This is a genomic window from Tessaracoccus defluvii, from assembly GCF_014489575.1.
Classification (GTDB): Bacteria; Actinomycetota; Actinomycetes; order Propionibacteriales; family Propionibacteriaceae; genus Arachnia; species Arachnia defluvii.
Genome location: NZ_CP060789.1, coordinates 1,485,937 through 1,511,356, shown reverse-complemented (window position 1 = coordinate 1,511,356; position 25,420 = coordinate 1,485,937). Strand labels below are relative to the sequence as shown.

The 25,420-nt window shown below is 66.2% G+C and carries 16 protein-coding genes, 3 rRNA genes and 4 pseudogenes; 19 read left to right on the top strand and 4 right to left on the bottom strand.

Translation table 11 applies throughout. The features are described 5' to 3' along the window. Positions 1-16: 16 nt before the first annotated feature. Together H9L22_RS07270 and H9L22_RS07265 are read left to right on the top strand one after the other, a co-directional pair. Positions 17-943: a PfkB family carbohydrate kinase gene (locus H9L22_RS07270; protein ID WP_187722185.1), complete on the top strand. Its 927-nt coding sequence runs from the start codon at positions 17-19 to the stop codon at positions 941-943. Positions 944-960: 17 nt separating this feature from the next. Further along, complete coding sequence (locus H9L22_RS07265; protein WP_187722184.1) at positions 961-1,509, top strand: cysteine hydrolase family protein; 549 nt, start codon at positions 961-963, stop codon at positions 1,507-1,509. A gap of 97 nt (positions 1,510-1,606) precedes the next feature. Here H9L22_RS07265 and H9L22_RS07260 read toward each other — a convergent pair whose 3' ends face one another. Continuing rightward, a complete protein-coding gene (locus tag H9L22_RS07260) occupies positions 1,607-2,224 on the bottom strand; it encodes a DNA-directed RNA polymerase subunit beta (RefSeq protein ID WP_187722183.1) in 618 nt (205 codons plus the stop codon). A 33-nt stretch (positions 2,225-2,257) separates the two neighbouring features. Between H9L22_RS07260 and H9L22_RS07255 the strand changes: the two genes are divergently transcribed. The 6 genes and pseudogenes from H9L22_RS07255 (at position 2,258) to eutC (ending at position 7,167) form a co-directional block, all read left to right on the top strand. After that, complete coding sequence (locus H9L22_RS07255; protein WP_187722182.1) at positions 2,258-3,328, top strand: GNAT family N-acetyltransferase; 1,071 nt, start codon at positions 2,258-2,260, stop codon at positions 3,326-3,328. 130 nt (positions 3,329-3,458) lie between these two features. After that, a pseudogene (locus tag H9L22_RS20415) lies at positions 3,459-3,614 on the top strand (ethanolamine ammonia-lyase reactivating factor EutA); the annotation flags it as partial. 113 nt (positions 3,615-3,727) lie between these two features. Continuing rightward, positions 3,728-4,099: pseudogene (locus H9L22_RS20410) on the top strand (ethanolamine ammonia-lyase reactivating factor EutA); the annotation flags it as partial. Positions 4,100-4,146: 47 nt separating this feature from the next. Further along, entirely contained in the window at positions 4,147-4,887 is a 741-nt protein-coding gene (locus H9L22_RS19670) for an ethanolamine ammonia-lyase reactivating factor EutA (protein WP_406707825.1), read from the top strand. A gap of 29 nt (positions 4,888-4,916) precedes the next feature. Further along, entirely contained in the window at positions 4,917-6,284 is a 1,368-nt protein-coding gene (gene eutB / locus H9L22_RS07245; protein ID WP_187722181.1) for an ethanolamine ammonia-lyase subunit EutB, read from the top strand. 7 nt (positions 6,285-6,291) lie between these two features. Beyond that, positions 6,292-7,167, top strand: coding sequence for an ethanolamine ammonia-lyase subunit EutC (eutC, locus tag H9L22_RS07240; RefSeq protein WP_187722180.1), 876 nt, complete (start codon positions 6,292-6,294; stop codon positions 7,165-7,167). Here the strand turns inward: eutC and H9L22_RS07235 are convergent. After that, a complete protein-coding gene (locus H9L22_RS07235) occupies positions 7,162-8,058 on the bottom strand; it encodes a hypothetical protein (protein ID WP_187722179.1) in 897 nt (298 codons plus the stop codon). The two genes, eutC and H9L22_RS07235, sit on opposite strands and share 6 nt — an antisense overlap. On the opposite strand from H9L22_RS07235, the pseudogene argC reads away from it, so the two are divergent. The 8 genes and pseudogenes from argC to tyrS form a co-directional block, all read left to right on the top strand. Beyond that, positions 7,955-9,019, top strand: a pseudogene (gene argC, locus H9L22_RS07230) (N-acetyl-gamma-glutamyl-phosphate reductase); the annotation flags it as partial. The gene H9L22_RS07235 and the pseudogene argC sit on opposite strands and share 104 nt — an antisense overlap. A gap of 148 nt (positions 9,020-9,167) precedes the next feature. After that, on the top strand, positions 9,168-10,319 hold the full coding sequence (argJ, locus tag H9L22_RS07225; RefSeq protein WP_187722178.1) for a bifunctional glutamate N-acetyltransferase/amino-acid acetyltransferase ArgJ: 1,152 nt from the start codon (positions 9,168-9,170) through the stop codon (positions 10,317-10,319). Further along, complete coding sequence (gene argB / locus H9L22_RS07220; protein ID WP_187722177.1) at positions 10,316-11,221, top strand: acetylglutamate kinase; 906 nt, start codon at positions 10,316-10,318, stop codon at positions 11,219-11,221. The genes argJ and argB overlap by 4 nt, the downstream gene beginning before the upstream one ends. Beyond that, a complete protein-coding gene (locus tag H9L22_RS07215; protein WP_226966189.1) occupies positions 11,218-12,387 on the top strand; it encodes an acetylornithine transaminase in 1,170 nt (389 codons plus the stop codon). Before argB ends, H9L22_RS07215 begins: the two co-directional genes overlap by 4 nt. Continuing rightward, on the top strand, positions 12,380-12,781 hold the full coding sequence (locus H9L22_RS07210) for an arginine repressor (protein WP_226966188.1): 402 nt from the start codon (positions 12,380-12,382) through the stop codon (positions 12,779-12,781). The genes H9L22_RS07215 and H9L22_RS07210 overlap by 8 nt, the downstream gene beginning before the upstream one ends. Further along, entirely contained in the window at positions 12,742-12,873 is a 132-nt protein-coding gene (locus H9L22_RS18740; RefSeq protein ID WP_226966187.1) for an arginine repressor, read from the top strand. Before H9L22_RS07210 ends, H9L22_RS18740 begins: the two co-directional genes overlap by 40 nt. Positions 12,874-12,929: 56 nt before the next feature. Continuing rightward, on the top strand, positions 12,930-14,276 hold the full coding sequence (gene argH, locus H9L22_RS07205) for an argininosuccinate lyase (RefSeq protein WP_406707824.1): 1,347 nt from the start codon (positions 12,930-12,932) through the stop codon (positions 14,274-14,276). 36 nt (positions 14,277-14,312) lie between these two features. Beyond that, positions 14,313-15,566 (top strand): tyrosine--tRNA ligase, encoded by a 1,254-nt coding sequence (tyrS, locus tag H9L22_RS07200; protein ID WP_187722175.1) that lies wholly within the window; start codon positions 14,313-14,315, stop codon positions 15,564-15,566. A 1-nt stretch (position 15,567) separates the two neighbouring features. On the opposite strand, the gene H9L22_RS07195 is transcribed toward tyrS, so the two are convergent. Next, complete coding sequence (locus H9L22_RS07195; RefSeq protein WP_187722174.1) at positions 15,568-16,641, bottom strand: CapA family protein; 1,074 nt, start codon at positions 16,639-16,641, stop codon at positions 15,568-15,570. A gap of 969 nt (positions 16,642-17,610) precedes the next feature. Between H9L22_RS07195 and H9L22_RS07190 the strand changes: the two genes are divergently transcribed. The 3 genes from H9L22_RS07190 to rrf all read left to right on the top strand — a co-directional run bounded on the left by H9L22_RS07190 (position 17,611) and on the right by rrf (position 22,774). Continuing rightward, positions 17,611-19,130 (top strand): 16S ribosomal RNA (locus H9L22_RS07190). A 336-nt stretch (positions 19,131-19,466) separates the two neighbouring features. Next, a 23S ribosomal RNA gene (locus H9L22_RS07185) occupies positions 19,467-22,558 on the top strand. Positions 22,559-22,657: 99 nt separating this feature from the next. Beyond that, positions 22,658-22,774: ribosomal RNA gene (gene rrf, locus H9L22_RS07180) — 5S ribosomal RNA — on the top strand. The 16S, 23S and 5S rRNA genes sit together here, the layout of an rRNA operon. A 739-nt stretch (positions 22,775-23,513) precedes the next feature. Here the strand turns inward: rrf and H9L22_RS07175 are convergent. Continuing rightward, positions 23,514-25,030: pseudogene (locus H9L22_RS07175) on the bottom strand (IS1634 family transposase). Positions 25,031-25,420 lie beyond the last annotated feature (390 nt).

The window sequence follows — 25,420 nt, the reverse complement described above, 5'->3', positions numbered from 1 at the left end:
TGGCTAGGCTGCGGGCATGCCACGCGTCATCCACACCGGTCAGGCTCTTGTCGACGCCACCGCGAGGGTGCCGGGGCTCCCGGAACGGGGGCAGAACGTCATGGCCGACGGCTGGGGGCAGCAGGCAGGTGGGGCCGTCAACACGCTGGTGGCGGCCGCCCGGTCAGGTGCCGACTGCGTCCATGCCGGTGCCATCGGCACAGGGCCGAACGGTGACCTGATCCGCGATGCGCTGGCGGCCGACTCCATCGCCTGGTCCGCACCGGCGCTGCCCGGGTGCGACACCGCACTGTGCGTCGTGCTCGTGGAACGTGACGGCGAGCGGACCTTCGTCACCATGCAGGGGGCGGAGCGGATGCTGAGCGTCGAGGGGCTCGCGACCTCCGCACCCCGTGCGGGGGACCTCGTCTGCGTCACCGGCTACTCGCTGGCCGTCGAGTCGACCCGGGCGCCGCTGACGGCCTGGCTCGGAACGCTTCCCAAGGGCGTCGAGGTGGTGCTCGACCCGGGTGCGGTCTTCGCAGACCTGACGCCCGCCGCCCGTGACGCGATGCTCGCGGCTACCACCGTCTGGACCTCCAACCAGGAGGAGGCCTTCGCCCTGGTGGGAGCGACCACCATGGCGGAAGGCGCGGCCCTCGTGGCGGCACGGCTGCGGCCAGGCGCCGTCGCGATCGTCCGTGACGGCCCCGCCGGCTGCGCCGTCGCCGCAGGGGGAGCAGTGACGGAGGTGCCCGGATTCCCGCAGCGGCCCATCGACACCAACGGCGCAGGCGACGCGCACACCGGGGTGCTGGTCGCCGAGCGGGCGGCGGGGACCGGCTGGGTGGAGGCCTGCCGACGCGCCAACGTGGCTGGGGCGATCACCGTGACCCGACGCGGGGCCGCGACGTCCCCGACCGCAGCGGAGATCGACGCGTTCCTCGCGGCGGCCGGATCCTGACTGACAGACTGACCCCCATGGACAACTCCTGGCTCGTGATCATCGACCCGCAGCGGATCTTCGCTGACCCTGCCAGCGACTGGGGGTCCCCCATGTGGGCCGGTGCGGCCGCCGTCATCGGGCGGCTGGCGCCGCGTTTCGCCGGACGGACGATCGTGACCCGCTGGGTGCCGCCCGAGCCGGGGCACCGCGTCGGTTCCTGGGTCGCCTACATGGATGCCTGGCCGTTCGCCGACCGGCCGGCCACGGATCCGTACTTCGACGTCGTCGCGGAGCTGGCCGACATCCCTGCGCGTCGCGTCGACGCGCCCACGTTCGGGAAATGGGACGTGCTGGCCCCCATCGTCGGGGAGGGTGCCGACCTGGTCGTCGTCGGGGTCTCCACCGACTGCTGTGTGGTCTCGACGGTGCTGCCCGCCGCGGACGCCGGGGCGACGATCACCGTCGTCACGGACGGCTGTGCGGGGTCGACCCCCGAGAATCACGCATCTGCGCTTGCCGTGATGGGTCTGTACCCGCCGCAGGTGCGGCTGCTCGACGTCGAGCAGCTCCTGCACGAGAAGTAGGGTCGGGCCGCAGAACGCCTCTCGGCGCGTGGCCGCTCGAAGCGGCTAGAAGTGGAGCCCGGGGTTACCGCGGCCCGACACCATGGAGTCTACACACTCAACGCAGATGGCCACCACGCCACAGCGGCGCGGCGTGTGTGAGCTCGTCGGCGAGATGCCCGAAGCTGGCGGCGAGCGCGGCTTCCTGCTCGCGGCGCACATCATCGGGCTCGCCGGTGGCGAGATCGTTGGCGCCGACGGCCATCACCCGGGCGAAGGCGGCCGAGCGTTCAAGGGCCGCGGCGAAGTCGCCTACGAAGGCGCCCTTCAGGATGACGGTGGCCAGTTCCGTCACGTCGGCGGGCGTCGGAGCGGCGCCGGCGCCCACCATGGCGTGTCCGACGACATCGACGTCGAGCCCGCGGCGGAACCGCAGCCCGGCCGACTCAGGATTCCCCGCCACGGAATGGCGGAGCAGATAGATCCGCCACAGCGCTCCGGGCAGGGAGTCGGCGGACGCATCGGCCCACAGCTCCGCGACATCGTCGATGCCGTGGACGTCGGCGTAGGCGATCACCCTGTCGACGATCGCGGGATCCGAGGCCTCCCGGACGCGATGGAGGAGTGCGGTGGCGGTGTCATGGGCCAGGGCGCTGAGCTCGGCCGGGTCGCCGGAGCCACCCATGAGCTCAATGACGTCGGACGGTCGCCGAACGGGCTTGTGGAAATTGCTCACACGTCGATCCTACGCCGCAGTTAGTGTTGTCCCGTGATCATCACCCGTCACGAGCGTCCCCCGACGATGGAAGCCGGGTACTTCTCACTGCTTGAGTTCGACGCCGCCCAGTGGGGGGCGGTCACCCGGTCGCTGTTCCACCACGACGACTTCGTGGAGTCCGCGCTGTCACGGTGGGTCGCCGGGGCCCATCCCGACTACAGCGTGCAGCGGCGGTTCTCCGCATCCGAGAACGGGCGACTGATCGGCTCCGCCGTCCTCGATCTTCCGCAGGTGGACAACACCCACTGGGCCCAGCTCTCGATCGTCATCGACCCTGCCCATCGGCGCCGGGGCGTCGGCACCGCGCTGCTCGACGCGAGCTTCGCGGCGGCCCGGGAAGCGGGCCGGGGCACCGTCCACGCGTGGACCTGGGAGGAGCTTCCGCCTGCCGGGGCCCGCACCCTCCGCGCCGCCGAGGGTGACGGCCGGGTCTCGGCCGGCTCCGAGTCCGTGACCTTCATGGTGCGCCACGGCTTCAACCTGGCGCAGGTGCACACCATCTCAGGGCTCACGCTGGCAGCCGAGGCGGAGTTGGAGGCCGCAGCGGACGACGCCCGTGCGGCCACGCCGTCGACCTACGAACTCGTCCAGTGGCACGGGCCGACCCCCGCGGAGCTGATCGACGACTACGCCGCCCTCCGCATCGCCATGAGCACCGACGCGCCCAGCGGGGAGGCGGACTATCAGCCCGAGGCGTTCGACGCCGCACGCATCCGCGCCGATGAGCAGTCACAGCGCATGGCGGGCCACGAGCAACTCGTCACCGCGGTGCTCCATGACGGCCGGCTGGTGGCGTTCACCTGCATGATCCACGACCCTGCGCGCCCGGAGCTGGGGGACCAGTGGGACACACTCGTGGTCAGGGAACACCGCGGGCATGGGCTCGGGATGCTCATGAAGACGGCGAGCCACGCGGCGCTGCGCCGCCACTCGCCTGCCACCGCCCGCGTCATCACGGGCAACGCCTCCGAGAACCAGTGGATGCTCGCCATCAACAGACGGCTCGGCTTCCGGCCGATCGCCGCGTCCGGCCTGTTCCAGCGTGTTGACGGCGGGCGCTGAGCACCCGACCACGCTCCTGCACCCCGGACGACCCCGCCCCACGGCCGCATGCTAGGTTGCTGAGAACCCTCCTGGAGGCGACGGAGCCAGGGAGGGACCACGGGCCCGACCAGCGCTGAGAACGGGTGTCATGACGGAGACCATCCTCAGTGTCGGCATCGATGCCGGCACGTCGACCACACAGGTCGTCTTCAGCGAGCTCACCGTCGAGAACATCGCCAGCGCCTTCTCCGTGCCCCGGTTCACCATCGTCGAGAAGGTCGTCGTCTACCGGGGCCGGGTGCACATCACGCCGCTGCTCACTCCCACGGTCATCGACGCGGAGGCGCTCAAGGCGATCGTGCTGGGGAGTACCGGGCGGCCGGCGTCGACCCGTCGGACGTCGGGACGGGCGCGACCATCATCACCGGCGAGACGGCCAGAGCCGAGAACGCCGAGCAGGTACTGGCCGCCCTCAGCGAACTGGCGGGAGACTTCGTGGTGGCCACCGCCGGCCCACACCTCGAGTCCGTGCTCGCGGCCCGCGGCGCGGGCGTCGACACCTACTCCGAACACACCGGCGCGGTGGTGGCGAACCTCGACATCGGCGGGGGCACCACCAACATCGCCGCCTACCATCGCGGCCGGCTCCAGGGCACCAGTTGCCTGGACATCGGCGGGCGCCTCGTGCGGGTGGCCGACGGGCGCATCACCTACGTCTCCCAGCAGCTGGCCAGGCTCGCCGCGGCGGCGGGTGTCGCCGTGGCCGTGGGGGACAGGGCCGACGTGGCCCGGCTGCTGCCCCTGGCGCGCGTCATGGCCCGCCAACTGGCGATGGCATCGGGCTCGTCGACAAGGACGAGGCGCACGCGGCGATCTACACCAACGACGGGCATCCGCTCGCGGCCGGCATCCGACCGACGGAGGTCAGCTTCTCCGGAGGAGTCGCCGACCTCGTCGACCCTCCCTTCGCCGGCGACCCGTTCCGCTACGGCGACATCGGACCGCTGCTCGGGCAGGCCATCGCGGAGGACTCCGCCTTCTCGCTCGTGGGCCGCCACCGTGCAGCCGAGACGATCGGGGCCACCGTCGTCGGCGCCGGCGTCCACACCACCGAGATCAGCGGCTCGACCATCGACTATGCCGCCGGCCTGCTCCCCATCCGCAACATTCCGATCGTGCCGATCCCTGAGGAGGCGGAGGCGGACGCCGCCAGACTGACCGACGAGATCGCGCGCCGCATCGCGATGCTCAACCCGGACGAGCCCGACGGCACGGTCGCGCTGGCGCTGACGGGCAGCGCGCTGACCTCCTTCGCCGCGGTCCAGCGGACGGCGGCGGCGATCACGGACGGCGCGGCCGCCGTCCTGGGAGGGCCCCACCCGCTCGTCATCGTCCTCGAATCCGACCGGGCCAAGGTGCTCGGCCAATCGCTCGCCGTCCATCGCGGCCGTCGCGACGACATCATCTGCATCGACTCGGTGGCGACGGCCGACGGTGACTACATCGACATCGGAACACCGGTGGGCGCGGGACGCGCCGTGCCGGTCGTGGTGAAGACGCTCGTCTTCAACCAATAGCTGGCCGCGAGGCCGGGAGGGAGTAGGCAATGAAGCTGACGACCAGCCTGAACGGGGTCACCTACCGGTTCAGGGGCGTGACGGACGTGCTGGCCAAGGCCAACGAACCGAAGGCCGGAGACCGGCTGACCGGCATCGCCGCGGAGACGGCGACGGAGCGTCTCGCGGCGAAGGTGGTGCTCTCGGAACTCACCGTCGGTGACCTCACCGAGAACCCGACCGTCCCCTTCGAGGACGACGAGGTGACGCGAATCAACTGGGAGGGGCTGAACCAGCCCGGCTACCGGTCCATGAAGAACATGACGATCGGCGAGCTCCGCGAGTGGGTGCTGGATCACCGCACGACGCCGGACATCCTCCGGCGGTCCGGACGCAACTTCACCGGTGAAGTGGCTGCCGCGGTGGCCAAGATCATGACGTCGATGGACCTCGTCTACGGCGCCTCGAAGATCCACTACACGACCCACTGCAACACCGAGATCGGACAGAAGGGCTCGATCTCCTTCCGGGCGCAGACGAACTCCACCACCGACGACCCCGAGACGATCGTGCTGGGGCTCGCGGAGGCCGTCAGCTTCGGCTGCGGCGACGCCTGCCTCGGCATCAACCCCGTCGGCGACGATGCGGCCAACACCAAGCTCATCGCCGAGGCCGTCTTCGACTTCATGGTGCGCAACGAGATCCCCACGCAGGTCGTCGTCCTCTCCCACATCACCACGCAGATGGAGGCCGTGCGCCGCGGGGCTCCGCTGTCGATGATCTTCCAGTCGATCGCCGGTACGCAGGCCGCCAACGAGGACTTCGGGGTCAACCGGGAACTGATCGACGAGGCGTACGAGCTGATCCGGCAGCACGGCCAGTGCCAGGGCTCCAACCTCCTCTACTTCGAGACGGGGCAGGGGTCGGAGGTGTCGATCGGCCGCGACCACGGCGTCGACGAGATGACGCTCGAGGCCCGCACCTACGGCTACGGCCGGTTCTTCCGTCCCTTCATGGTCAACAACGTGTCCGGTTTCATCGGGCCGGAGACCATCTACGACGGCAAGGAGATGATCCGCGCGAACCTCGAGGACCACTTCATGGGCAAGTTCCTCGGGCTCCCGATGGGCATGGCCCCCTGCTGGACCAACCACACGTCCATCACCATGGACGACCAGCAGCAGGCCACCATGCTGCTGGCTCTGGCCGGCGCCACCTATTACATGGGCGTACCGGTGGCCGACGACGTGATGCTGGCTTACCAGGACACCAGCTTCCACGACGACGCCACCCTGCGCGAGCTGCTCGGCCGGACCGCCGCCCCGGAGTTCCACCGGTGGATGGTGTCGCGCGGGCTGTGCGACGAGAACGGCGTGTTGACCGAGCGGGCCGGCGACGGCTCGATGTTCCTGAAGTGAGGCTGAAATGAGCGAAACGGCAGTAGACGAGATCGTCCGGCGGGTGCTGGCCGAACTGAAGGGTTCCGCGGCCGACGCGGGCGCGGTACGGGCGGTCGTCGACCGCGACGTCGTGGATGGCGGGGAGATCCCGGACATCCGGGGAATCGACTACCGACAGGTCTACGAGGTGACGGACCCCGTCAACGGGGAGGAGTTCGCGCGGATCAAGGCGCGGACGTGGGCCCGGCTCGGGCAGGGGCGCAGCGGCCCCCGCTACCGGACGGCCGCGCTGCTGCGGTTCTGGGCGGACAACGCATCGGCCATGGACGCCGTCTTCACCGACGTCGACACGGCGCTGCTCGACGAGATGGGCATGTTCAGCGTGCAGACGCTCTGCTCCTCGAAGGACGAGTTCCTCACCCGGCCCGACCTGGGGACCCGGTTCTCCGACGAGACCATGGCGGAGATCCGCCAGCGGTGTGCCGCCGGCCCCGACGTGCAGGTCTACGTTGCCGACGGATTGTCGTCGACGGCGGTCGAGGCGAATGTCCCGGACCTCTTCCCGGCGCTCGTGCAGGGGCTGAAGCTCCACGGGCTCAGCGTCGGCACCCCCTTCTTCGTCCGGTTCGGGCGGGTCCGGTCGATGGAGCCGATCTCCGAGGCGCTCGGCGCGAAGGTGACCTGTGTGCTGCTGGGTGAGCGGCCCGGGCTGGCCACCCCGGAGTCGTTGTCCGCCTACATCGGGTACCGCGCGACGGTGGGAATGTCGGAGGCCGACCGCACCTGCGTGTCGAACATCCACCGCGACGGCACCAACCCGACCGAGGCCGGGGCCCACATCGCCGACCTGATCGCCGAGATGGTCCGGCAGCAGGCGTCAGGGGTGAACCTGAAGCTATGACGCGCGGCGCTCGCTCCTGAGCCCCGCGACGGTCAGCCCCAGCACGCCGACGATGAGCGCGCCGATGACGACGAACCAGGCCGGGGCCGCGAACTCCGCCAAGGACTCCGCGGTCCCGGACAGGAGGGCCTGCTTGACGGCACCCGCGAGGGTGCCGGCGTCCGCCGGTCGGATCCGGCCCACCACCGTCCAGCCCGCGAGGAGGACCACCAGGGAGACGACGGCAGCGCCGATGAGCGCCACCCAGCGTCCGCGGCGGGATCCCACCGCCAGACCCAGCGCCGTCAGGAGGGCCGCGGCCCCGTAGAAGAGCGGCCACGAGGAGGCGACGGACAGGCCCTCGGCGGCCAGCCGCGCCGTCCTGTCCTCGGGGCGCCCGAGCGCGACGGTAACCTCCTCCGGCCACGGGATCTGGTCCAGCAGCCGGTGGAGGGCCGGCGCGGTCTGCTCGTAGATGACGGTGCGACCGAGGTCGGCGAACGGGGTCAGGTCGAGCCACAGGGTGGGCACCTCGACCCCGTCGTCGGCGAAGGAGCCGAGGTCGGCGACGAAGCGCTCGCGGGACAGGTCGACCGTGTCCGTCCACGCCGTCGTGAACCGCTCGTCCGTGACGGTGGCGTCGACGCCGACGGTGATGGCGCGGAGCAGGGCCTCGGAGGCCCCGGGAACCGCGGCGGCGGCCGGCGGGATCCGCGAGGTCACCTCGCTGACGAGCGTCTCCTTGATCGCCGCGACGACGTCCTCGTCGCTCGGGACCGGTGCCATGATCGCGACGAGCGGCCCGCTCGTGGTCGCCGCCGTGTGCACCCAGTGGGCGCCGAGCCCGAGGAAGCCGGCAGCGGCGGCGAGAAGCAGCAGGCACAGAGCGAGCAGGGATCGCACGACGCTCATCGAAGTCTCCATTGATCGGGTGCGACAAGCGTACCGACGCCTCGAATTGAATATCTATAGCACTGATGGAATACTCACTCTCATGACGATTGCGGTGGCTGTTGCGGGATGCACGGGGTACGCGGGAGGCGAGCTGTTGCGCCTGCTCCTGCAGCATCCCGAGGTGCGGATCGGTGCCCTCACGGGCAACTCCAGCGTCGGGGACCGGCTGGGGCTGCATCAGCCGCACCTGGCGCCGCTGGCCGACAGGATCGTCGAGGCGACGACCGCGGAGACGCTGGCGGGCCACGACGTCGTCTTCCTGGCGCTCCCGCACGGCACGTCCGCGCCCATCGCCGCGGAGCTGGGGGAGTCCACGCTCATCGTCGACGCCGGAGCCGACTTCCGTCTCGTCGACGCCGCCCAGTGGGAGAAGTTCTACGGCTCGCCCCACGCCGGCACCTGGCCCTACGGCCTGCCCGAGCTTCCCGGCGCCCGTCAGGCGCTCGTCGGCACGCGGCGGATCGCCGTGCCGGGCTGCTACCCGACGGCGTCGACGCTGGCCATGCTGCCCGCGGTCGCCGCGGGGCTCGTGGACCCGTCGCTGATCACGATCGTCGCCGCCAGTGGCACCTCGGGTGCGGGGAAGTCCGCCAAGGCGCACCTCATCGGCTCCGAGGTGATGGGCAACATGAGCCCTTACGGCGTCGGTGGCGTGCACCGGCACACCCCGAGATCGTGCAGAACCTGTCGAGTGTGGCGGCGGGTGAGGTGGCCGTGTCCTTCACACCCCTGCTTGCGCCCATGCCGCGCGGTATCCTCGCCACCTGCTCGGCCGCGTTGACCGCGCCGATCAGTGATGCCGAGGCGCGGCAGGCCTACGTCGACTTCTACGCCGACGAGCCGTTCGTCGAGGTGCTGCCGGAGCTCGTGTGGCCGCAGACCGCGGCGGTGCTCGGCTCGAACCGGGCCTCGATCCAGGTGACCGTCGACGAGTCCCTCGGACGGCTCATCGCCATCTCGGCGATCGACAACCTCACCAAGGGCACCGCCGGCGGTGCCATCCAGTCCATGAACATCGCCCTGGGTCTCCCCGAGACGCTCGGGCTCAGCAGTGTAGGAGTCGCACCGTGACCGTCACCTCCCCCCAGGGCTTCGTCGCGGCAGGCGTGACCGCAGGGCTCAAGGCCAGCGGCCGGTCCGATGTCGCGCTGATCGTCAACCAGGGGCCGTCGATGGCCGCTGCCGCGGTGTTCACCAGCAACCGCGTCCACGCCGCCCCCGTGAAGTGGTCGCGGCAGGCCGTCGCCGACGGTCAACTGCAGGCCGTGATCCTCAACTCGGGCGGGGCCAACGCGTGCACCGGGCCGGGCGGGTTCACCGACTCCGCCACCACCGCGGCCCGCGTGGCCGACCGGCTCGGCCTCATCACCGACAATGTGGCCGTCTGCTCCACCGGCCTGATCGGCGTGCGACTGCCCATGGACCTCCTGCTCGCCGGGGTCGACGAGGCCTGCGCGACCGCCCACGCCGACGGCGGGGACGCGGCCGCCGCCGCGATCATGACCACCGACACAGTGCCGAAGCAGGCCGTTGTCCAGGGTGAGGGATGGTCCATCGGCGGCATCGCCAAGGGGGCGGGCATGCTCGCGCCCGGGCTGGCCACGATGCTCGTCGTGCTGACGACCGACGCCGCCCTCGACGCGGCCGCCCTCGAGGCCGCGCTGCGCGAGGCGACCCGGCTCAGCTTCGACCGGGCAGACTCCGACGGCTGCATGTCCACCAACGACACCGTCATCCTCATGGCCTCCGGCGCCTCGTCGGTCACGCCCGAGATCGCCGACTTTACGACTGCGCTCACCGGCCTCTGCCAGGACCTGGCCCGCCAGCTCATCGCCGACGCCGAGGGGGCATCGCACGAGATCGCCATCGAGGTCACCGGCGCCGCCACCGAGGCGGACGCCGAGGAGGTGGGCCGCGAGATCGCCCGCTCCAACCTGTTCAAGTGCGCCATCTTCGGCGGCGACCCGAACTGGGGACGCGTCCTGTCCGCCATCGGGGTCACCCGGGCGGCCTTCGACCCGGACGAACTCGATGTGTCCTTCAACGGCGTCATGGTCTGCCGCGGCGGCCAGATCGGCGACGACCGCGCCCTGGTCGACCTGAGCGGACGCCACGTCCAGGTGACGGTGGACCTGCACGCGGGCAGCGAGACGGCCACGATCCTCACCAACGACCTCACGTATGACTACGTCAAGGAGAACGCGGAGTACTCCTCATGAGCCCCAAACTCATCACCCAGCGGCAGCCCGAACTGCTGGCCAAGGCGAGCACCCTCATCGAGGCGCTGCCCTGGCTGGCGGAGTACGCGGGCGAGACCGTCGTCATCAAGTACGGCGGCAACGCGATGACCGACGACGCCCTGAAGCGCGCCTTCGCCGAGGACATCGTCTTCCTGCGCCGCGTCGGGGTCCGCCCGGTCGTCGTGCACGGCGGCGGACCGCAGATCTCCTCGATGCTCGACAAGCTGCACATCGCCTCCGAGTTCCGGGGCGGCCTGCGGGTCACCACCCCCGAGGCCATGGACGTCGTGCGGATGGTGCTCGTCGGGCAGGTGGGCCGCGAGCTGGTCAACCTCATCAACCAGCACGGCCCCTTCGCCGTCGGCATGTCCGGCGAGGACGGTGGCCTGTTCACCGCGCAGCGGCGCGGGCTGCTGGTCGACGACCAGGAGATCGACCTCGGCCTCGTCGGCGACGTCGCCCAGGTGGATCCGCGGGCGCTCAACGACCTGATCGACGCCGGTCGCATCCCGGTGGTCGCCACCGTCGCGCCCGACGCAGCCGGCCAGGTGCACAACATCAACGGCGACACCGCCGCCGCGGCGCTCGCCGTGGCGCTGGGGGCGAAGCGGCTGGTCATGCTGACCAATGTCGCCGGCGTCTACGCCAACTACCCGGACGAAGAGTCGATCATCACGCAGATCAGCACCGACGAGGTGCGCGACCTGCTGCCGAGCCTCGACTCCGGCATGATCCCCAAGATGGAGGCCTGCCTCCACGCCGTCACCGGGGGAGTCACCTCGGCCACTGTCATCGACGGCCGCGTCCCCCACTGCCTGCTCCTCGAGATCTTCACCAACGAGGGCGTCGGCACCATGGTCACCAACGAGGAGCCGTCGTGAGCACCGAACTCCAGGAGCGCTACGGCGCCGTCATGATGAACGCCTTCGGCGCCCCCAAGCGGGTCTTCGAGCGGGGCGCCGGCATCCATGTCTGGGACGCCGACGGCAACCGCTACACCGACCTCCTCTCCGGCCTCGCCGTGACGGCGCTCGGGCACGCCCACGCTGGAGTGACCGCGGCGATCACCGCCCAGCTCGACCGGCTCGGTCACGTCTCGAACTTCTTCGCCAGCGAGCCGCAGATCCGGCTGGCCGAGCGGCTGGCCGCCCTCACCGGCGACCCTGACACCCGGGTCTTCTTCACCAACTCGGGCACCGAGGCCAACGAGGCGGCCTTCAAGCTGACGCGGCTGACCGGCAGGACGCAGATCGTCGCGATGGAGGGCGCCTTCCACGGGCGTACCCTCGGCGCCCTCGCCATCACCCACAATCCGAAGTACAGGGAGCCCTTCGCTCCGCTTCCCGGCGACATCACCTTCGTCCCCTACGGCGACGTCGACGCGCTCCGTGCCTGCGTCGACGACACGGTCGCGGCTGTGGTGATCGAGGTCGTCCAGGGTGAGAACGGGGTCGTCCCGGCGCCCGCGGGGTTCGTCGCCGCGGCCCGCGAGATCACGACGGCGGCCGGTGCTCTGCTGTGGATCGACGAGGTGCAGACCGGGATGGGCCGCTGCGGCGAGTACCTCGCCCACCGGGTCGACGGTGTCACCCCCGACCTGGTCACCCTCGCGAAGGGGCTCGGCAACGGCTTCCCGATCGGGGCCTGCCTCGCGTCCGGCCCGGCGGCGGGTCTGCTCCAGCCCGGTCAGCACGGCACGACCTTCGGCGGAAACCCGGTGGCTGCGGCCGCCGGCAACGCCGTCCTCGACGCGCTGGACGGCGGCGTCCTCGACAACGCGCGGGCCACCGGTGCCTGGCTGCGCGACGCCATCGCGGAACTCGGGCACCCGGGCATCGTCGAGGTCAGGGGCCGGGGCATGCTCCTCGGCGTCGTCCTGGCGGCTCCGAACGCGGCGGCGGTCGCCGACGCGGCCCTCGACGAGGGCTGGATCATCAACGCACCCCGCCCCGACGTGCTGCGGCTCGCGCCGCCGCTCATCGCGACCCCCGACGACCTGCGCGGTTTCGTGGGCGCCCTGCCGGGTCTGCTCCAGCGCCATGGCTAGGACGTCGCGGGCCGGGCGGCTCGCGACGCTACGGCAGCTGCTCGGCGAGGAGACGTACGCGTCGCAGGGCGAGCTGGTGGATGCGTTGGCCGCGCACGGCATCGTCGTCAGCCAACCCACGCTGTCGAAGGATCTCGTCGAGCTGGGGGCGGTGCGTCGACGTGGCGCCGACGGCGCGCTGGTCTACGCAGCGGCCGGGGAGGACGGGGAGGCGGCGGCGCTGGAGAAGCTGGCACGCCTGTGCGCCGAACTGCTCCAGTCGATCCGGTTCGCAGGCACGCAGATCCTGCTGAAGACGCCGCCGGGGCGGCACAGTACTTCGCGTCGTACCTCGACCTTGCCGGTGTCCCCGGCGTGTTGGGTACCATCGCGGGCGACGACACCGTCCTGGTGATCGCCACCGACGCCGACGCTGCCGAGCAGGTCGTCGGCCGCATTTCAGAGATGACCAGAACCGGGCAACCGGACCGGGAGGACGAATCGTGAGCACAGACGCAGGACGACTCTGGGGCGGCCGCTTCGCCGGCGGCCCGAGCGACGCGATGTTCGCTCTGTCGAAGTCGACGCAGTTCGACTGGCGCCTGGCTCTGCATGACATCGCAGGGTCGCGTGCCCACGCCAGGGCGCTGCACGACGCCGGGCTGCTCGATGACGCCCAGGCGGTGGCCATGGACGAGGGCCTCGTCGAGCTGGCCCGCCGCGTCTCCGCCGGGGAGTTCGTGGCGGCCGAGAGTGACGAGGACGTCCACGGTGCCCTCGAGCGGGGCCTCAAGGACGTCGTCGGCGCCGATCTCGGCGGCCGGCTCCGTGCGGGCCGCTCCCGCAATGATCAGATCGCGACGCTGATCCGCAGCTACCTGCGCCACGAGATCAGGCTCATCTCCGAGGACGTCGAGGGCGTCATCGACGCGCTCGCGACGCAGGCCGAGGCCAACCTCGGCGACGTCATGCCGGGCCGGACCCATCTGCAGTCCGCTCAGCCGATACTGCTCAGCCATCACCTGCTGGCGCACGCCTGGCCCCTGGTCCGCGACATCGGCAGGCTCCGTGACCTCGATGCGCGTCTGGCGGTCAGCCCCTACGGTTCTGCGGCGCTGGCAGGCACGTCGCTGGGGCTCGATCCGCAGCTCGTGGCCCGCGAACTCGGCTTCGCCGACTCCGTCCCCAACTCCATCGACGGCACCGCCGCCCGCGACCTGATCGCCGAGGCCGCGTTCGTGCTGGCGCAGATCGGCGTCGACCTGTCCCGCCTCAGCGAGGACGTCATCTTGTGGTGCACCGCCGAGTTCGGCTTCGCCAAGCTTGACGACGCCTGGTCGACTGGCAGCTCGATCATGCCGCAGAAGAAGAACCCCGACGTCGCAGAACTGGCCCGTGGCAAGGCCGGACGACTCATCGGCAACCTGACGGGGCTGCTCGCGACCCTGAAGGGCCTGCCGCTGGCCTACAACCGGGACCTGCAGGAGGACAAGGAGCCCATCTTCGACGGGCTCGACCAGCTCCACATCCTGCTGCCCGCGGTGGCGGGGATGGTCGGCACGCTGACCTTCGACACCGAGCGGATGCGCGAGGTCGCCCCGAAGGGGTTCTCGCTGGCCACCGACGTGGCCGATCACCTGGTTCGCAACGCCGTCCCGTTCGCCGTCGCCCACGAAGTGGCGGGGGAGACCGTGCGCTACTGCGAGACGCGGGGGATCACGTTGCAGGACCTGACGGCGGACGATCTCCCTTCCATCTCGGCCCACCTGGATCCCACGGTCCTGGAGGTGCTCACCGTCGACGGATCGGTGGCCGCGCGGGATGGGCGGGGCGGTACGGCCCCGGCGAGGGTGGCCGAGCAGATCGTGGAGCTGCGTTCCACGGTGGCTGGTCTGCGCGCCTGGCGCTGAGTGGCCCTCCGGCGGTCAGACACTATGCTGAGCCGGGTGAACACGCTTCTTGAGGACCTCCGCTGGCGTGGGCTCATCGCCCACTCGACCGACCTGGACGCGCTGAGCGCGCACATGGACGAGGGCCCCATCAAGTTCTATGTGGGCTTCGATCCGACCGCCCCCAGCGTCCACACCGGCAACCTCGTGCAGATCCTGCTGGCCAAGCGCCTGCAGGACGCGGGGCACCACCCGTTCCTGCTGGTGGGAGGTGCCACCGGGTTGATCGGCGATCCCAAGGAGTCCGGCGAGCGGGTGATGAACTCGAAGGAACTCGTGCACGGCTGGGTCGAACGGATCCGTGAACAGGTCGGCGGCTTCGTGTCGTTCGACGGCGACAACGCCGCCACCATGGTCAACAACTACGACTGGACCTCGTCCATGTCGGTGCTCGACTTCCTGCGCGACGTCGGCAAGCATTTCCCCGTCAACCGGATGCTCGCCCGCGACGTGGTCGCGCGGCGCCTGGAGGCCGGGATCTCGTACACCGAGTTCTCCTACGTGCTCCTCCAATCGATGGACTACCGCGAACTCAACCGTCGCTACGGCGTCACGATGCAGACGGGTGGCTCCGACCAGTGGGGCAACATCGCCGCCGGCGTCGAACTGCTGCGCCGCAGCGACCAGGTCAAGGTGCACGCCATGGCCACCCCGCTGCTGACGAAGGCCGATGGCACCAAGTTCGGCAAGACCGAGTCCGGCACCGTCTGGCTCGACCCGGCGCTGACGTCGCCGTACGCGATGTACCAGTTCTTCCTGAACGCCGAGGACGCGAAGGTCATCGACTACCTCAAGGTCTTCTCGTTCCGCAGCCGGGAGGAGATCGAGGAGCTCGAGCGGGCCACGGTCGAGGCCCCGTTCAAGCGGGAGGCGCAGCGTGCTCTCGCCGATGACGTGACCGACCTCGTGCACGGCCGCTCCGAGCGCGAGGCAGCCGCGGCCGCCGCTGCTGCGCTGTTCGGCAGGGGCGAACTGCACGAGCTGCCGCTCCCCACACTGCTCGGCGCGGCGAAGGAGGTCGGCGCGGCCGAGGTCTCCGGCGAGATCGGCATCGTCGAGGCGCTCGTCGCCGCGGGCGTCGTCGACTCGAACGGTGCCGCGCGGCGGACGATCGCCGACGGTGGCGCCTACCTGAACAACGTCAAGGTCACCGATGTCGACCAGGTCCTGGGCGATGCCGACTACCTGCGGGGCCGGGTCGCCGTCGTGCGTCGCGGTCGCAAGACCGTGGGCGCGGTCGTCAGGGCCTGACTCACTCCCGTTCGGTGAGGCCCTCGACCCCGAGAGCCCGCACCGTGGTCCTGGTGCGCTCCGCGGAGGCCTCGAGGTCGGATGCCGACCCGACGCCCTCGCGGAGCGCGTCTGCGATCAGCAGCACCCGGGCCGCCTTCCCACCGCCGTACTTCGTGATCATGGTCGGGGCGAACTCGGCCGCGGTCGCGACGAAGCCACCGTCCGGCCGCTCCTCGAACGTGACCTGCCCGACGTAGCCGTCGTAGCTGCGCGGCTTGGCCGGACCGCTCGACGCGATGAGGTTCCCCGAGCCGTAGAACACCCAGACGCCGTTGACGTTGTCGATCGGCTGCACCACGTGGGCATGCTGTCCGAAGACGAAGTCGACCTCGCCTGAGGCGGTGACAGCCTCCGCGAACTCCTTCTGCTGCTTGTTGAGCGAACTCGAGTACTCGTCACCGGCATGGATGTGAACCGTGACGATGTCCGCTCCCGCCTCGCGTGCCTTTCTCGCGTCGGCGATCGCGACGTCGGCGTCGATCAGCTGGACGGACCACGGCTTGTCCTTTGCCTTCGGCAGCCCGTTGAGCCCGTAGGTCTGGCTGATGACGGCGACCTTGACGCCGTCGGCCGTCGTGTAGATGACCGGCGTGGCCGCGGCCTCCTCCGTCGCGTAGCTGCCGGCAGTGAGGATCCCGTTGTCGTTGTGCACTGCGATGGTGCGGACGAGGCCGTCCCAACCTGCGTCCATCGTGTGGTTGGAGGCGGTCGTGCAGAGATCCCAGCCGACCTGCTGCAGCGCGGGGGCGATCTGGGGCGGGGCGGCGAACAAGGGGTAGTTCTGGTACGGCCCACCCTCGGGGGCGAACGGTACCTCGGAGTGACAGATCGCCATGTCGGCACCGCTGACGTACCGGGTCAGGCCGGACAGCTGTGGGTAGAAGTCCATTCCACTGCCGCCGGCCTGTCGTGCATCGAGCTCGGCGCTCTTCCACAGCGTGTTGTGCCAGAGCAGGTCGCCGCTGACGTTGATGGTCACCTCGCGGGGACGAACGTCGGCGTGGGGGAGGGGGTGGGCGAGGGGCTCACCCATTCGGGACCTGTGGCCTGGCCACCGGTCTCCGATGTCCCGGTGGGGGTGACGGATGACTGAGGTGCCGAGGCGGGGGCACAGCCTGCCAGGGAGATGGTCAGCGCCAGGGCGGCAGGAATCATCCAGGGGATATGCACACGAGCAGCCTACAGAGCGCGCTCCAGAGGCTGAGGCGGCCCGATTTGCACGGAACGGAACCCGCGGGTATGGTTCTATTCGCTCCTCAGGTGCACCGGACGATTCAGGCCGGACCGGGAGCCATCACCCACCTCATGAGACATGGCGAGTGTGCGTTCAATTGGGACCCACTCAAGGCCGTGACGACGAGCGCGCACCGGGCCAGGGCGATTTGATCGCCGGGGACGCGGTGGGTAGTGTAGGCCGAGCCGCTTCGGCGGCTCCAACAACTCAACAGCGGTCGGTCCCGAACCAGACGGTTTGACAGTGGGATCGCGACAGAGTAGGGTAGTGCTCCGCAACAGCGGGAGTCCAACTGCAAAACGCCTAGTTAACTAGCGTTTGAAGCACCTGTCACGATCGCGTTTCCAGAAAACCTCGAGTTTGACGGACCGAACGCCGGCAAGTAATGTTGGATGAGTCGCTGAAGCGACAAAACAACTCAACCAAGCCAGCTGAGAACGAGCGGATTTGACTCCGTTCGACAAGGCAAAGTAAGGTTGATCGAGTTGCCCCAAGCGGAGATTGGGCCTGGTTATGGGTCTGGTGGATGTGCGGGACGCACCCGAAACTTGAGAACTCAACAGCGTGCTTTAAAGTCAATGCCAAATACATGCACATGGCAGGGCCTTTTGGTCTTGTCGTTGCGTTATCTCGTCACACAGCACTTTGTGTTGTGTTAGAGATTCCTTTGATTAATTGATAGATCCAGTGATGGATCCTGTCAGTGTCAAACTATTTTATGTTGAAGGTTGAAGCTGGCTCCTTTTTGGGGTTGGTGCCTGATATTTTTCAACGGAGAGTTTGATCCTGGCTCAGGACGAACGCTGGCGGCGTGCTTAACACATGCAAGTCGAACGGTAAGGCCCTTTCGGGGGTACACGAGTGGCGAACGGGTGAGTAACACGTGAGTAACCTGCCCCTAACTCTGGGATAACTCCTGGAAACAGGTGCTAATACCGGATATTTAGCTGGGACTGCATGGTCCTGGTTGGAAAGCTCCGGCGGTTAGGGATGGACTCGCGGCCTATCAGCTTGTTGGTGAGGTAATGGCTCACCAAGGCTTCGACGGGTAGCCGGCCTGAGAGGGTGACCGGCCACATTGGGACTGAGATACGGCCCAAACTCCTACGGGAGGCAGCAGTGGGGAATATTGCACAATGGGCGGAAGCCTGATGCAGCAACGCCGCGTGCGGGATGACGGCCTTCGGGTTGTAAACCGCTTTCATCCATGACGAAGCGAGAGTGACGGTAGTGGGAGAAGAAGCACCGGCTAACTACGTGCCAGCAGCCGCGGTGATACGTAGGGTGCGAGCGTTGTCCGGATTTATTGGGCGTAAAGAGCTTGTAGGCGGTTTGTCGCGTCGGGAGTGAAAACTCAGGGCTTAACCCTGAGCCTGCTTTCGATACGGGCAGACTTGAGGAAGGTAGGGGAGAATGGAATTTCTGGTGAAGCGGTGGAATGCGTAGATATCAGAAGGAACACCAGTGGCGAAGGCGGTTCTCTGGACCTTTCCTGACGCTGAGAAGCGAAAGCGTGGGGAGCAAACAGGCTTAGATACCCTGGTAGTCCACGCCGTAAACGGTGGGTACTAGGTGTGGGGGACATTCCACGTTCTCCGTGCCGCAGCTAACGCATTAAGTACCCCGCCTGGGGAGTACGGCCGCAAGGCTAAAACTCAAAGGAATTGACGGGGCCCCGCACAAGCGGCGGAGCATGCGGATTAATTCGATGCAACGCGAAGAACCTTACCTGGGTTTGACATATGCCGGAAACATCTAGAGATAGGTGCCCCTTTTTGGTCGGTATACAGGTGGTGCATGGCTGTCGTCAGCTCGTGTCGTGAGATGTTGGGTTAAGTCCCGCAACGAGCGCAACCCTCGTCCTATGTTGCCAGCGGGTAATGCCGGGGACTCATAGGAGACCGCCGGGGTCAACTCGGAGGAAGGTGGGGATGACGTCAAGTCATCATGCCCCTTATGTCCAGGGCTTCACGCATGCTACAATGGCCGGTACAATGAGCTGCGAACCTGTAAGGGTGAGCGAATCTCAAAAAGCCGGTCTCAGTTCGGATTGGGGTCTGCAACTCGACCCCATGAAGTCGGAGTCGCTAGTAATCGCAGATCAGCAACGCTGCGGTGAATACGTTCCCGGGGCTTGTACACACCGCCCGTCAAGTCATGAAAGTCGGTAACACCCGAAGCCGGTGGCCTAACCCTTGTGGAGGGAGCCGTCGAAGGTGGGACCGGTAATTAGGACTAAGTCGTAACAAGGTAGCCGTACCGGAAGGTGCGGCTGGATCACCTCCTTTCTAAGGAGCTTTTGGCAGCCAGGCATTTTTGTCTGGTTGTTCATTGTCTGGTTCCGGGACGTTTGTTCCCGGCTGGGCGAAGCACCGGAATGTGGAACATTGACCTGCGGTTTCTGCTGGTTGTTCGTGTGAGTACTTCTCTTTTTTGGGGGAGTGGAAAGCATGGATGGTTGGTGGTTGCCTGGAGCACGCTGTTGGGTCCTGAAGGGTCGGTCGCGTTTGCGGCGCCTTCTTGCGGACCAGTGTCTGCCTTCTGCCTTTTTGTGGGTGGTTGGTGGGTCTGGGCTCGCCCGTATCTTGAGAACTTCACAGTGGACGCGAGCATCTTTGTAGATTTAACAAGCTACTAAGTGCGATCGGTGGATGCCTTGGCACCAAGAGCCGAAGAAGGACGTTGTAACCTGCGATAAGCCACGGGGAGTTGGTAAACAAGCTTTGATCCGTGGATTTCCGAATAGGGAAACCTTGAAATACCGGAGTCATGTCCGGCAACCTCTGCCTGAATATATAGGGCAGTTGGAGGGAACGTGGGGAAGTGAAACATCTCAGTACCCACAGGAAGAGAAAACAATAGTGATTCCGTTAGTAGTGGCGAGCGAACGCGGAAGAGGCCAAACCTCAGTTGTGTGATAGCTGACAGGCGTTGCAGCTGGGGTGTTGTGGGGCCGCTTGGACTGTGCTGTCGAGCAGTCAGAGAGTAAGAAATGATCAATGAAGTGGAAGCGGTTTGAAAGCCGCAGCATAGAAGGTAGAACTCCTGTAGACGTAAGTTGATCACTCTCGAGCGTTACCCCAAGTAGCACGGAACCCCTGAAATTCCGTGTGAATCTGGCGGGACCATCCGCTAAGCCTAAATACTCCTTGGTGACCGATAGTGAACAAGTACCGTGAGGGAAAGGTGAAAAGTACCCCGGGAGGGGAGTGAAATAGTACCTGAAACCGATCGCATACAATCCGTCGGAGCCTGCATTTTTGTGGGTGACGGCGTGCCTTTTGAAGAATGAGCCTGCGAGTCAGTGGTATGTGGCAAGGTTAACCCGTGTGGGGTAGCCGTAGCGAAAGCGAGTCCTAATAGGGCGTTTGAGTCGCATGCTCTGGACCCGAAGCGGAGTGATCTATCCATGGCCAGGTTGAAGCGACGGTAAGACGTCGTGGAGGACCGAACTCACTTGGGTTGAAAACCGAGGAGATGAGCTGTGGATAGGGGTGAAAGGCCAATCAAACTCCGTGATAGCTGGTTCTCCCCGAAATGCATTTAGGTGCAGCGTCGCGTGTTTCTTACCGGAGGTAGAGCACTGGATGGTCTAGGGGGCCCACAAGCTTACCGAAATCAGCCAAACTCCGAATGCCGGTAAGTGAGAGCGCGGCAGTGAGACTGTGGGGGATAAGCTTCATAGTCGAGAGGGAAACAGCCCAGATCATCAGCTAAGGCCCCTAAGCGATAACTAAGTGGAAAAGGATGTGGAGTTGCGGAGACAACCAGGAGGTTGGCTTGGAAGCAGCCACCCTTGAAAGAGTGCGTAATAGCTCACTGGTCAAGTGATTCTGCGCCGACAATTTAGCGGGGCTCAAGTTATCCGCCGAAGCTATGGCATTCATATGTGTGACCGTAAGGTCGTATGGATGGGTAGGGGAGCGTCGTGTGCGCGTTGAAGCGGCGGGGTGACCCAGCCGTGGAGAGCACACGAGTGAGAATGCAGGCATGAGTAGCGAAAGACGGGTGAGAAACCCGTCCGCCGAATATCCAAGGGTTCCAGGGTCAAGCTAATCTGCCCTGGGTAAGTCTGGACCTAAGGCGAGGCCGACAGGCGTAGTCGATGGACAACGGGTTGATATTCCCGTACCGGCGAAATATCGCCCCTGCCGAACTGAGTGATGCTAAGCATGGAAGGTCAGTGGATGTCTTCGGACGGATGCTGACTGACTCTGTGACCCGAACTCGTATTAGGCAAGCTGCGGAGGGACGCAGGAAGGTAGCTCTTCTCGGTATTGGTTTGCCGGGTTAAGTGTGTAGGGTGAGGTGCAGGCAAATCCGCATCTCGTTAAGCCTGAGACATGAAGAGTGCGTGTAACAACGTTATAAGAGTGATCCTATGCTGCCTAGAAAAGCTTCGTGAGCGAGATATTAGCCGCCAGTACCCCAAACCGACACAGGTGGATAGGTAGAGAATACCAAGGCGATCGAGAGAATCATGGTGAAGGAACTCGGCAAAATACCCCCGTAACTTCGGGATAAGGGGGACCCGATGCGTAGTAGAACTTGCTTCGAAAGCGTTGAGGGTCGCAGAGACCAGGCCCAAGCGACTGTTTACTAAAAACACAGGTCCGTGCTAAGTCGAAAGACGATGTATACGGACTGACTCCTGCCCGGTGCTGGAAGGTTAAGGGGAAGGGTTAGCTTCGGCGAAGCCTTGAACTTAAGCCCCAGTAAACGGCGGTGGTAACTATAACCATCCTAAGGTAGCGAAATTCCTTGTCGGGTAAGTTCCGACCTGCACGAATGGAGTAACGATTTGGGCGCTGTCTCCACCATGAACTCGGCGAAATTGCATTACGAGTAAAGATGCTCGTTACGCGCAGCAGGACGGAGAGACCCCGGGACCTTTACTATAGTTTGGTATTGGTGATCGGTGTGACTTGTGTAGGATAGGTGGGAGACTTTGAAGCTTGGACGCCAGTTCAGGTGGAGTCATCGTTGAAATACCACTCTGGTCACTCTGGTTATCTAACCTAGGTCCATTATCTGGATCAGGGACAGTGCCTGATGGGTAGTTTGACTGGGGCGGTCGCCTCCCAAAAGGTAACGGAGGCGCCCAAAGGTTCCCTCAGCCTGGTTGGCAATCAGGTTTTGAGTGTAAGTGCACAAGGGAGCTTGACTGCGAGAGAGACATCTCGAGCAGGGACGAAAGTCGGGACTAGTGATCTTCTGGTGGCACATGGAAGCGCCAGGACTCAACGGATAAAAGGTACCCCGGGGATAACAGGCTGATCTTGCCCGAGCGTCCATAGCGACGGCATGGTTTGGCACCTCGATGTCGGCTCGTCGCATCCTGGGGCTGGAGTCGGTCCCAAGGGTTGGGCTGTTCGCCCATTAAAGCGGCACGCGAGCTGGGTTTAGAACGTCGTGAGACAGTTCGGTCCCTATCCGCTGCGCGCGTAGGAGTCTTGAGAAGAGCTGTCCTTAGTACGAGAGGACCGGGACGGACTAACCTCTGGTGTGCCAGTTGTTCTACCAAGAGCACGGCTGGTTGGCTACGTTGGGAAGTGATAACCGCTGAAAGCATCTAAGCGGGAAGCATACTTCAAGATGAGGGCTCCCACAGATTAATCTGGTAAGGCCCCCTGTAGACCACGGGGTGATAGGTCGGATGTGGAAGTGCAGTAATGCATGGAGCTGACCGATACTAATAGGCCGAGGGCTTGTTTCTACAAAGATGCTACGCGTCCACTGTGAGGTTCCCGAGATACGGTCGGGAGCATTATAAATCAAGATTGGTTTGTTGTGCCCGACGCTATCTCAATAGTGTTTCGGTGGTCATAGCGAAAGGGAAACACCCGGTCCCATCCCGAACCCGGAAGTTAAGCCTTTCAGCGCCGATTGTACTGCAGCGGGGACGCTGTGGGAGACTAGGACGCCGCCGGACTTATTAAAATACCCCCGAACCTTTGGTTCGGGGGTATTTTGCATTTCCCGGGGGTTTCATGTCTGGGTGGGCGACGAACCTCTGCCGATGCGTCCCTCCGTGTGCACGAATCTCCGCCTGGCGGCGGACGTGAGCGTATATGCCGTAACGGCCGCTAGGGCCAGCTGAATGCACGCCGCAGCCAGATTTATGCACGCCCCGGGCTGCGTCGTGTGCGCCGTAAGTGTCGACGGCGAGGTGGTCGCCGTCGACGTGCGCCCCTTCAACAAGCAACCTCTACTGATGCGCCCGCGTCCCTGTCCCCGTGCACGAATCTCCGCCTGGCGGCGGACGTGGCGTATATGCCGTAGCGGCGGCCAGAGCCAGCTGAATGCACGCCAGAGCCGGATTTATGCACGGCCCGCGAGGCGTGGGCGTGGCCGTAATTGTCGACGGTGGGGTGACCGCCGTCGAGGTGTGCCCCTTCTACAAGGAATCTCTGTTGCTGCGTCCACAGCCCTGTCGCCGTGCACGAAGCTCCACCTAGCGGCGGCTGTGGCGTCTATGCCGTAGCGGCCGCCAGAGCCATACGAATGCACGCCAGAGCCAGATTTATGCACGGCAGGTACCCGGGTGCCCGTGATCGGCGGCCGGTGACGGCCGTCGAGGTTCACGAGGTCGACCCCGACGAGTACGTGGCTCCTGCGGGCCCGGCCGGGGGTGGCTGCCTCAGGCCTGAGTTCAACAATTCGGGCCTGATTTAGTGCCCCGCTCGACCAGGGATCTTGGTGAGGATGGCTTCGGCTTCCGCGGTGAGCCGTGGTTGGGCCTGGATGGGCTGGCCGGCGACGGTGATCATGACGCTCTGGAGGGGTCGCAGGGTCTGCACGAGGCGCTTGATGCTGACACCGGTCTGGTCCTGGAGGTGCCGGGCGACCGCGAGCGCGGCGAACACGACGGTCAGGTGGGCCTCGATCGGTTCGCGTTTGCGGTGGAAGATCGGTCTGGCTTGGAGGTCTCCCTTGGCCATCCGGAAGGACTCTTCGACGTGCCACAGGTCCCGGTAGGCGGCCACCACCGCTGCGCCGTCCATGACGTCGGTGCTGATGTTGGTGACGTAGCCCTTGAACCCGGCGCAGAACCTGGCCCGTTCGATGACGTCCCAGTTGACCTCGGCCTTCTTCCCGTCGGCGTCGGTGGTCACCGTCACGAACCGGTCCCGGGCGACGGGTCGTAGCCCGTCGGCGACCTTCTCGGCCTTGACGACCTGGGCGTTGATGGTCTTGTCGTCGCGCTTGTGACGCTTGAACGAGTAGTGATACACCACCCGGCGGGTGCGTCGCTGCCGGCCGGTGCCCATGTCGCGGGTGGTCTCGATGGTCGAATCGTCGGGGTGTAGTTGCCGTGGCGTTCGAAGTGGTCGCCCAGGTCGTAGGGCACGTGCGACTGGCGGGAGGCGACGATGAACCGGCATCCGGCGTCTTCGAGGCCGTTGAGGTTGTCCGCCGACAGCATGCCGGCGTCGGCGACGACGACCAGCTCCTTGATGCCGTGGCGGGTCTTGAACTGCTCAATCACCGGGATCAGGGTCTTGGTCTCTGCCTTGTTGCCCTCGAAGAGGGCGACCTCGAGCGGGAACCCGTCGGCGGTGACCAGCAACCCGACGGTGACCTGGGGGTCGACGCGGCGTTCCTTGCTCATCCCGACCTTGCGAAGCCGGTCTTCGTTGGTGACCTCGAAATGCAGTGTGGTCAGGTCGTACATCACCAGCGCCACGGGCCCGCGGGCGGTCGCGTGGGCCCAGCAGGAGGCGGCGATCGTGCTGCGGTAGTCACGCTCCACGCACCGCCGCAGACAGTTGTAGAGGGTATTCAAGTGCGGCACCGGCAGACCCAAGTCACCCAACACGCGCAGAGTGTCCTGCTTCGAGGTCGGCTCGATGATCCGCGCCGTGACCAGCGCTTTGAACACTTCGTCGTTGATCTGGTCGAACCCGAGCCGCGCATAGGCGTCAGTCAGCACCCGCCACAGCACCTCGCTCGACGCGTGTTCCACGATCGGCCCGACCGGTTCCCGTCTGGGCTGCTCCACGAGCAGCATCTCGTCCTGGACGCCATGGACCCGCTGCTGGGCGGCGCTGAGTAGCACCGCGAGCTCGGTCTCGTCGTGAGCCGAGCCCACATGCTCGAGGATCCTGCGGCGACCGTTGCGCTTCTCGACGATCTGGACCGCCGTCGCCCCCGACGCGGTCTTCACCTTCCGCACGAACGGACTCACACCCGCACTCTACCCCCGATTAGTGCCCCAAAACCGGCACCCAAACAGGCCCGACAAGCCCCTCAGTCCGGCCGATCAGGAGTACTTGTGGAAGTCAGGCCAGGGCACGAAGGCCTGCGTCAAGCGCCGCAAGGAGCCGCTCCTCGGCGGTACTGGGGCGAGGTGTCCCGAACCGGGTCTTTCCGACGTGGCGTGGGGGCATGAATCCGGTAACTCAGGACGTAGCGCTGGGCCAGGTCCAACGCAAGGCTGCACCGAGCCGTGTGCGAGCGAGACTCAGCGCCGCGGGCCCTTGTTCGCTTTCCCCTTCGATTCGGTGTCGAGGGCCGAGCCTGGGAAGATAGACGCTATGTCTTCTGATAACCAGACCCCCGGCGAGAACCCCTCGCG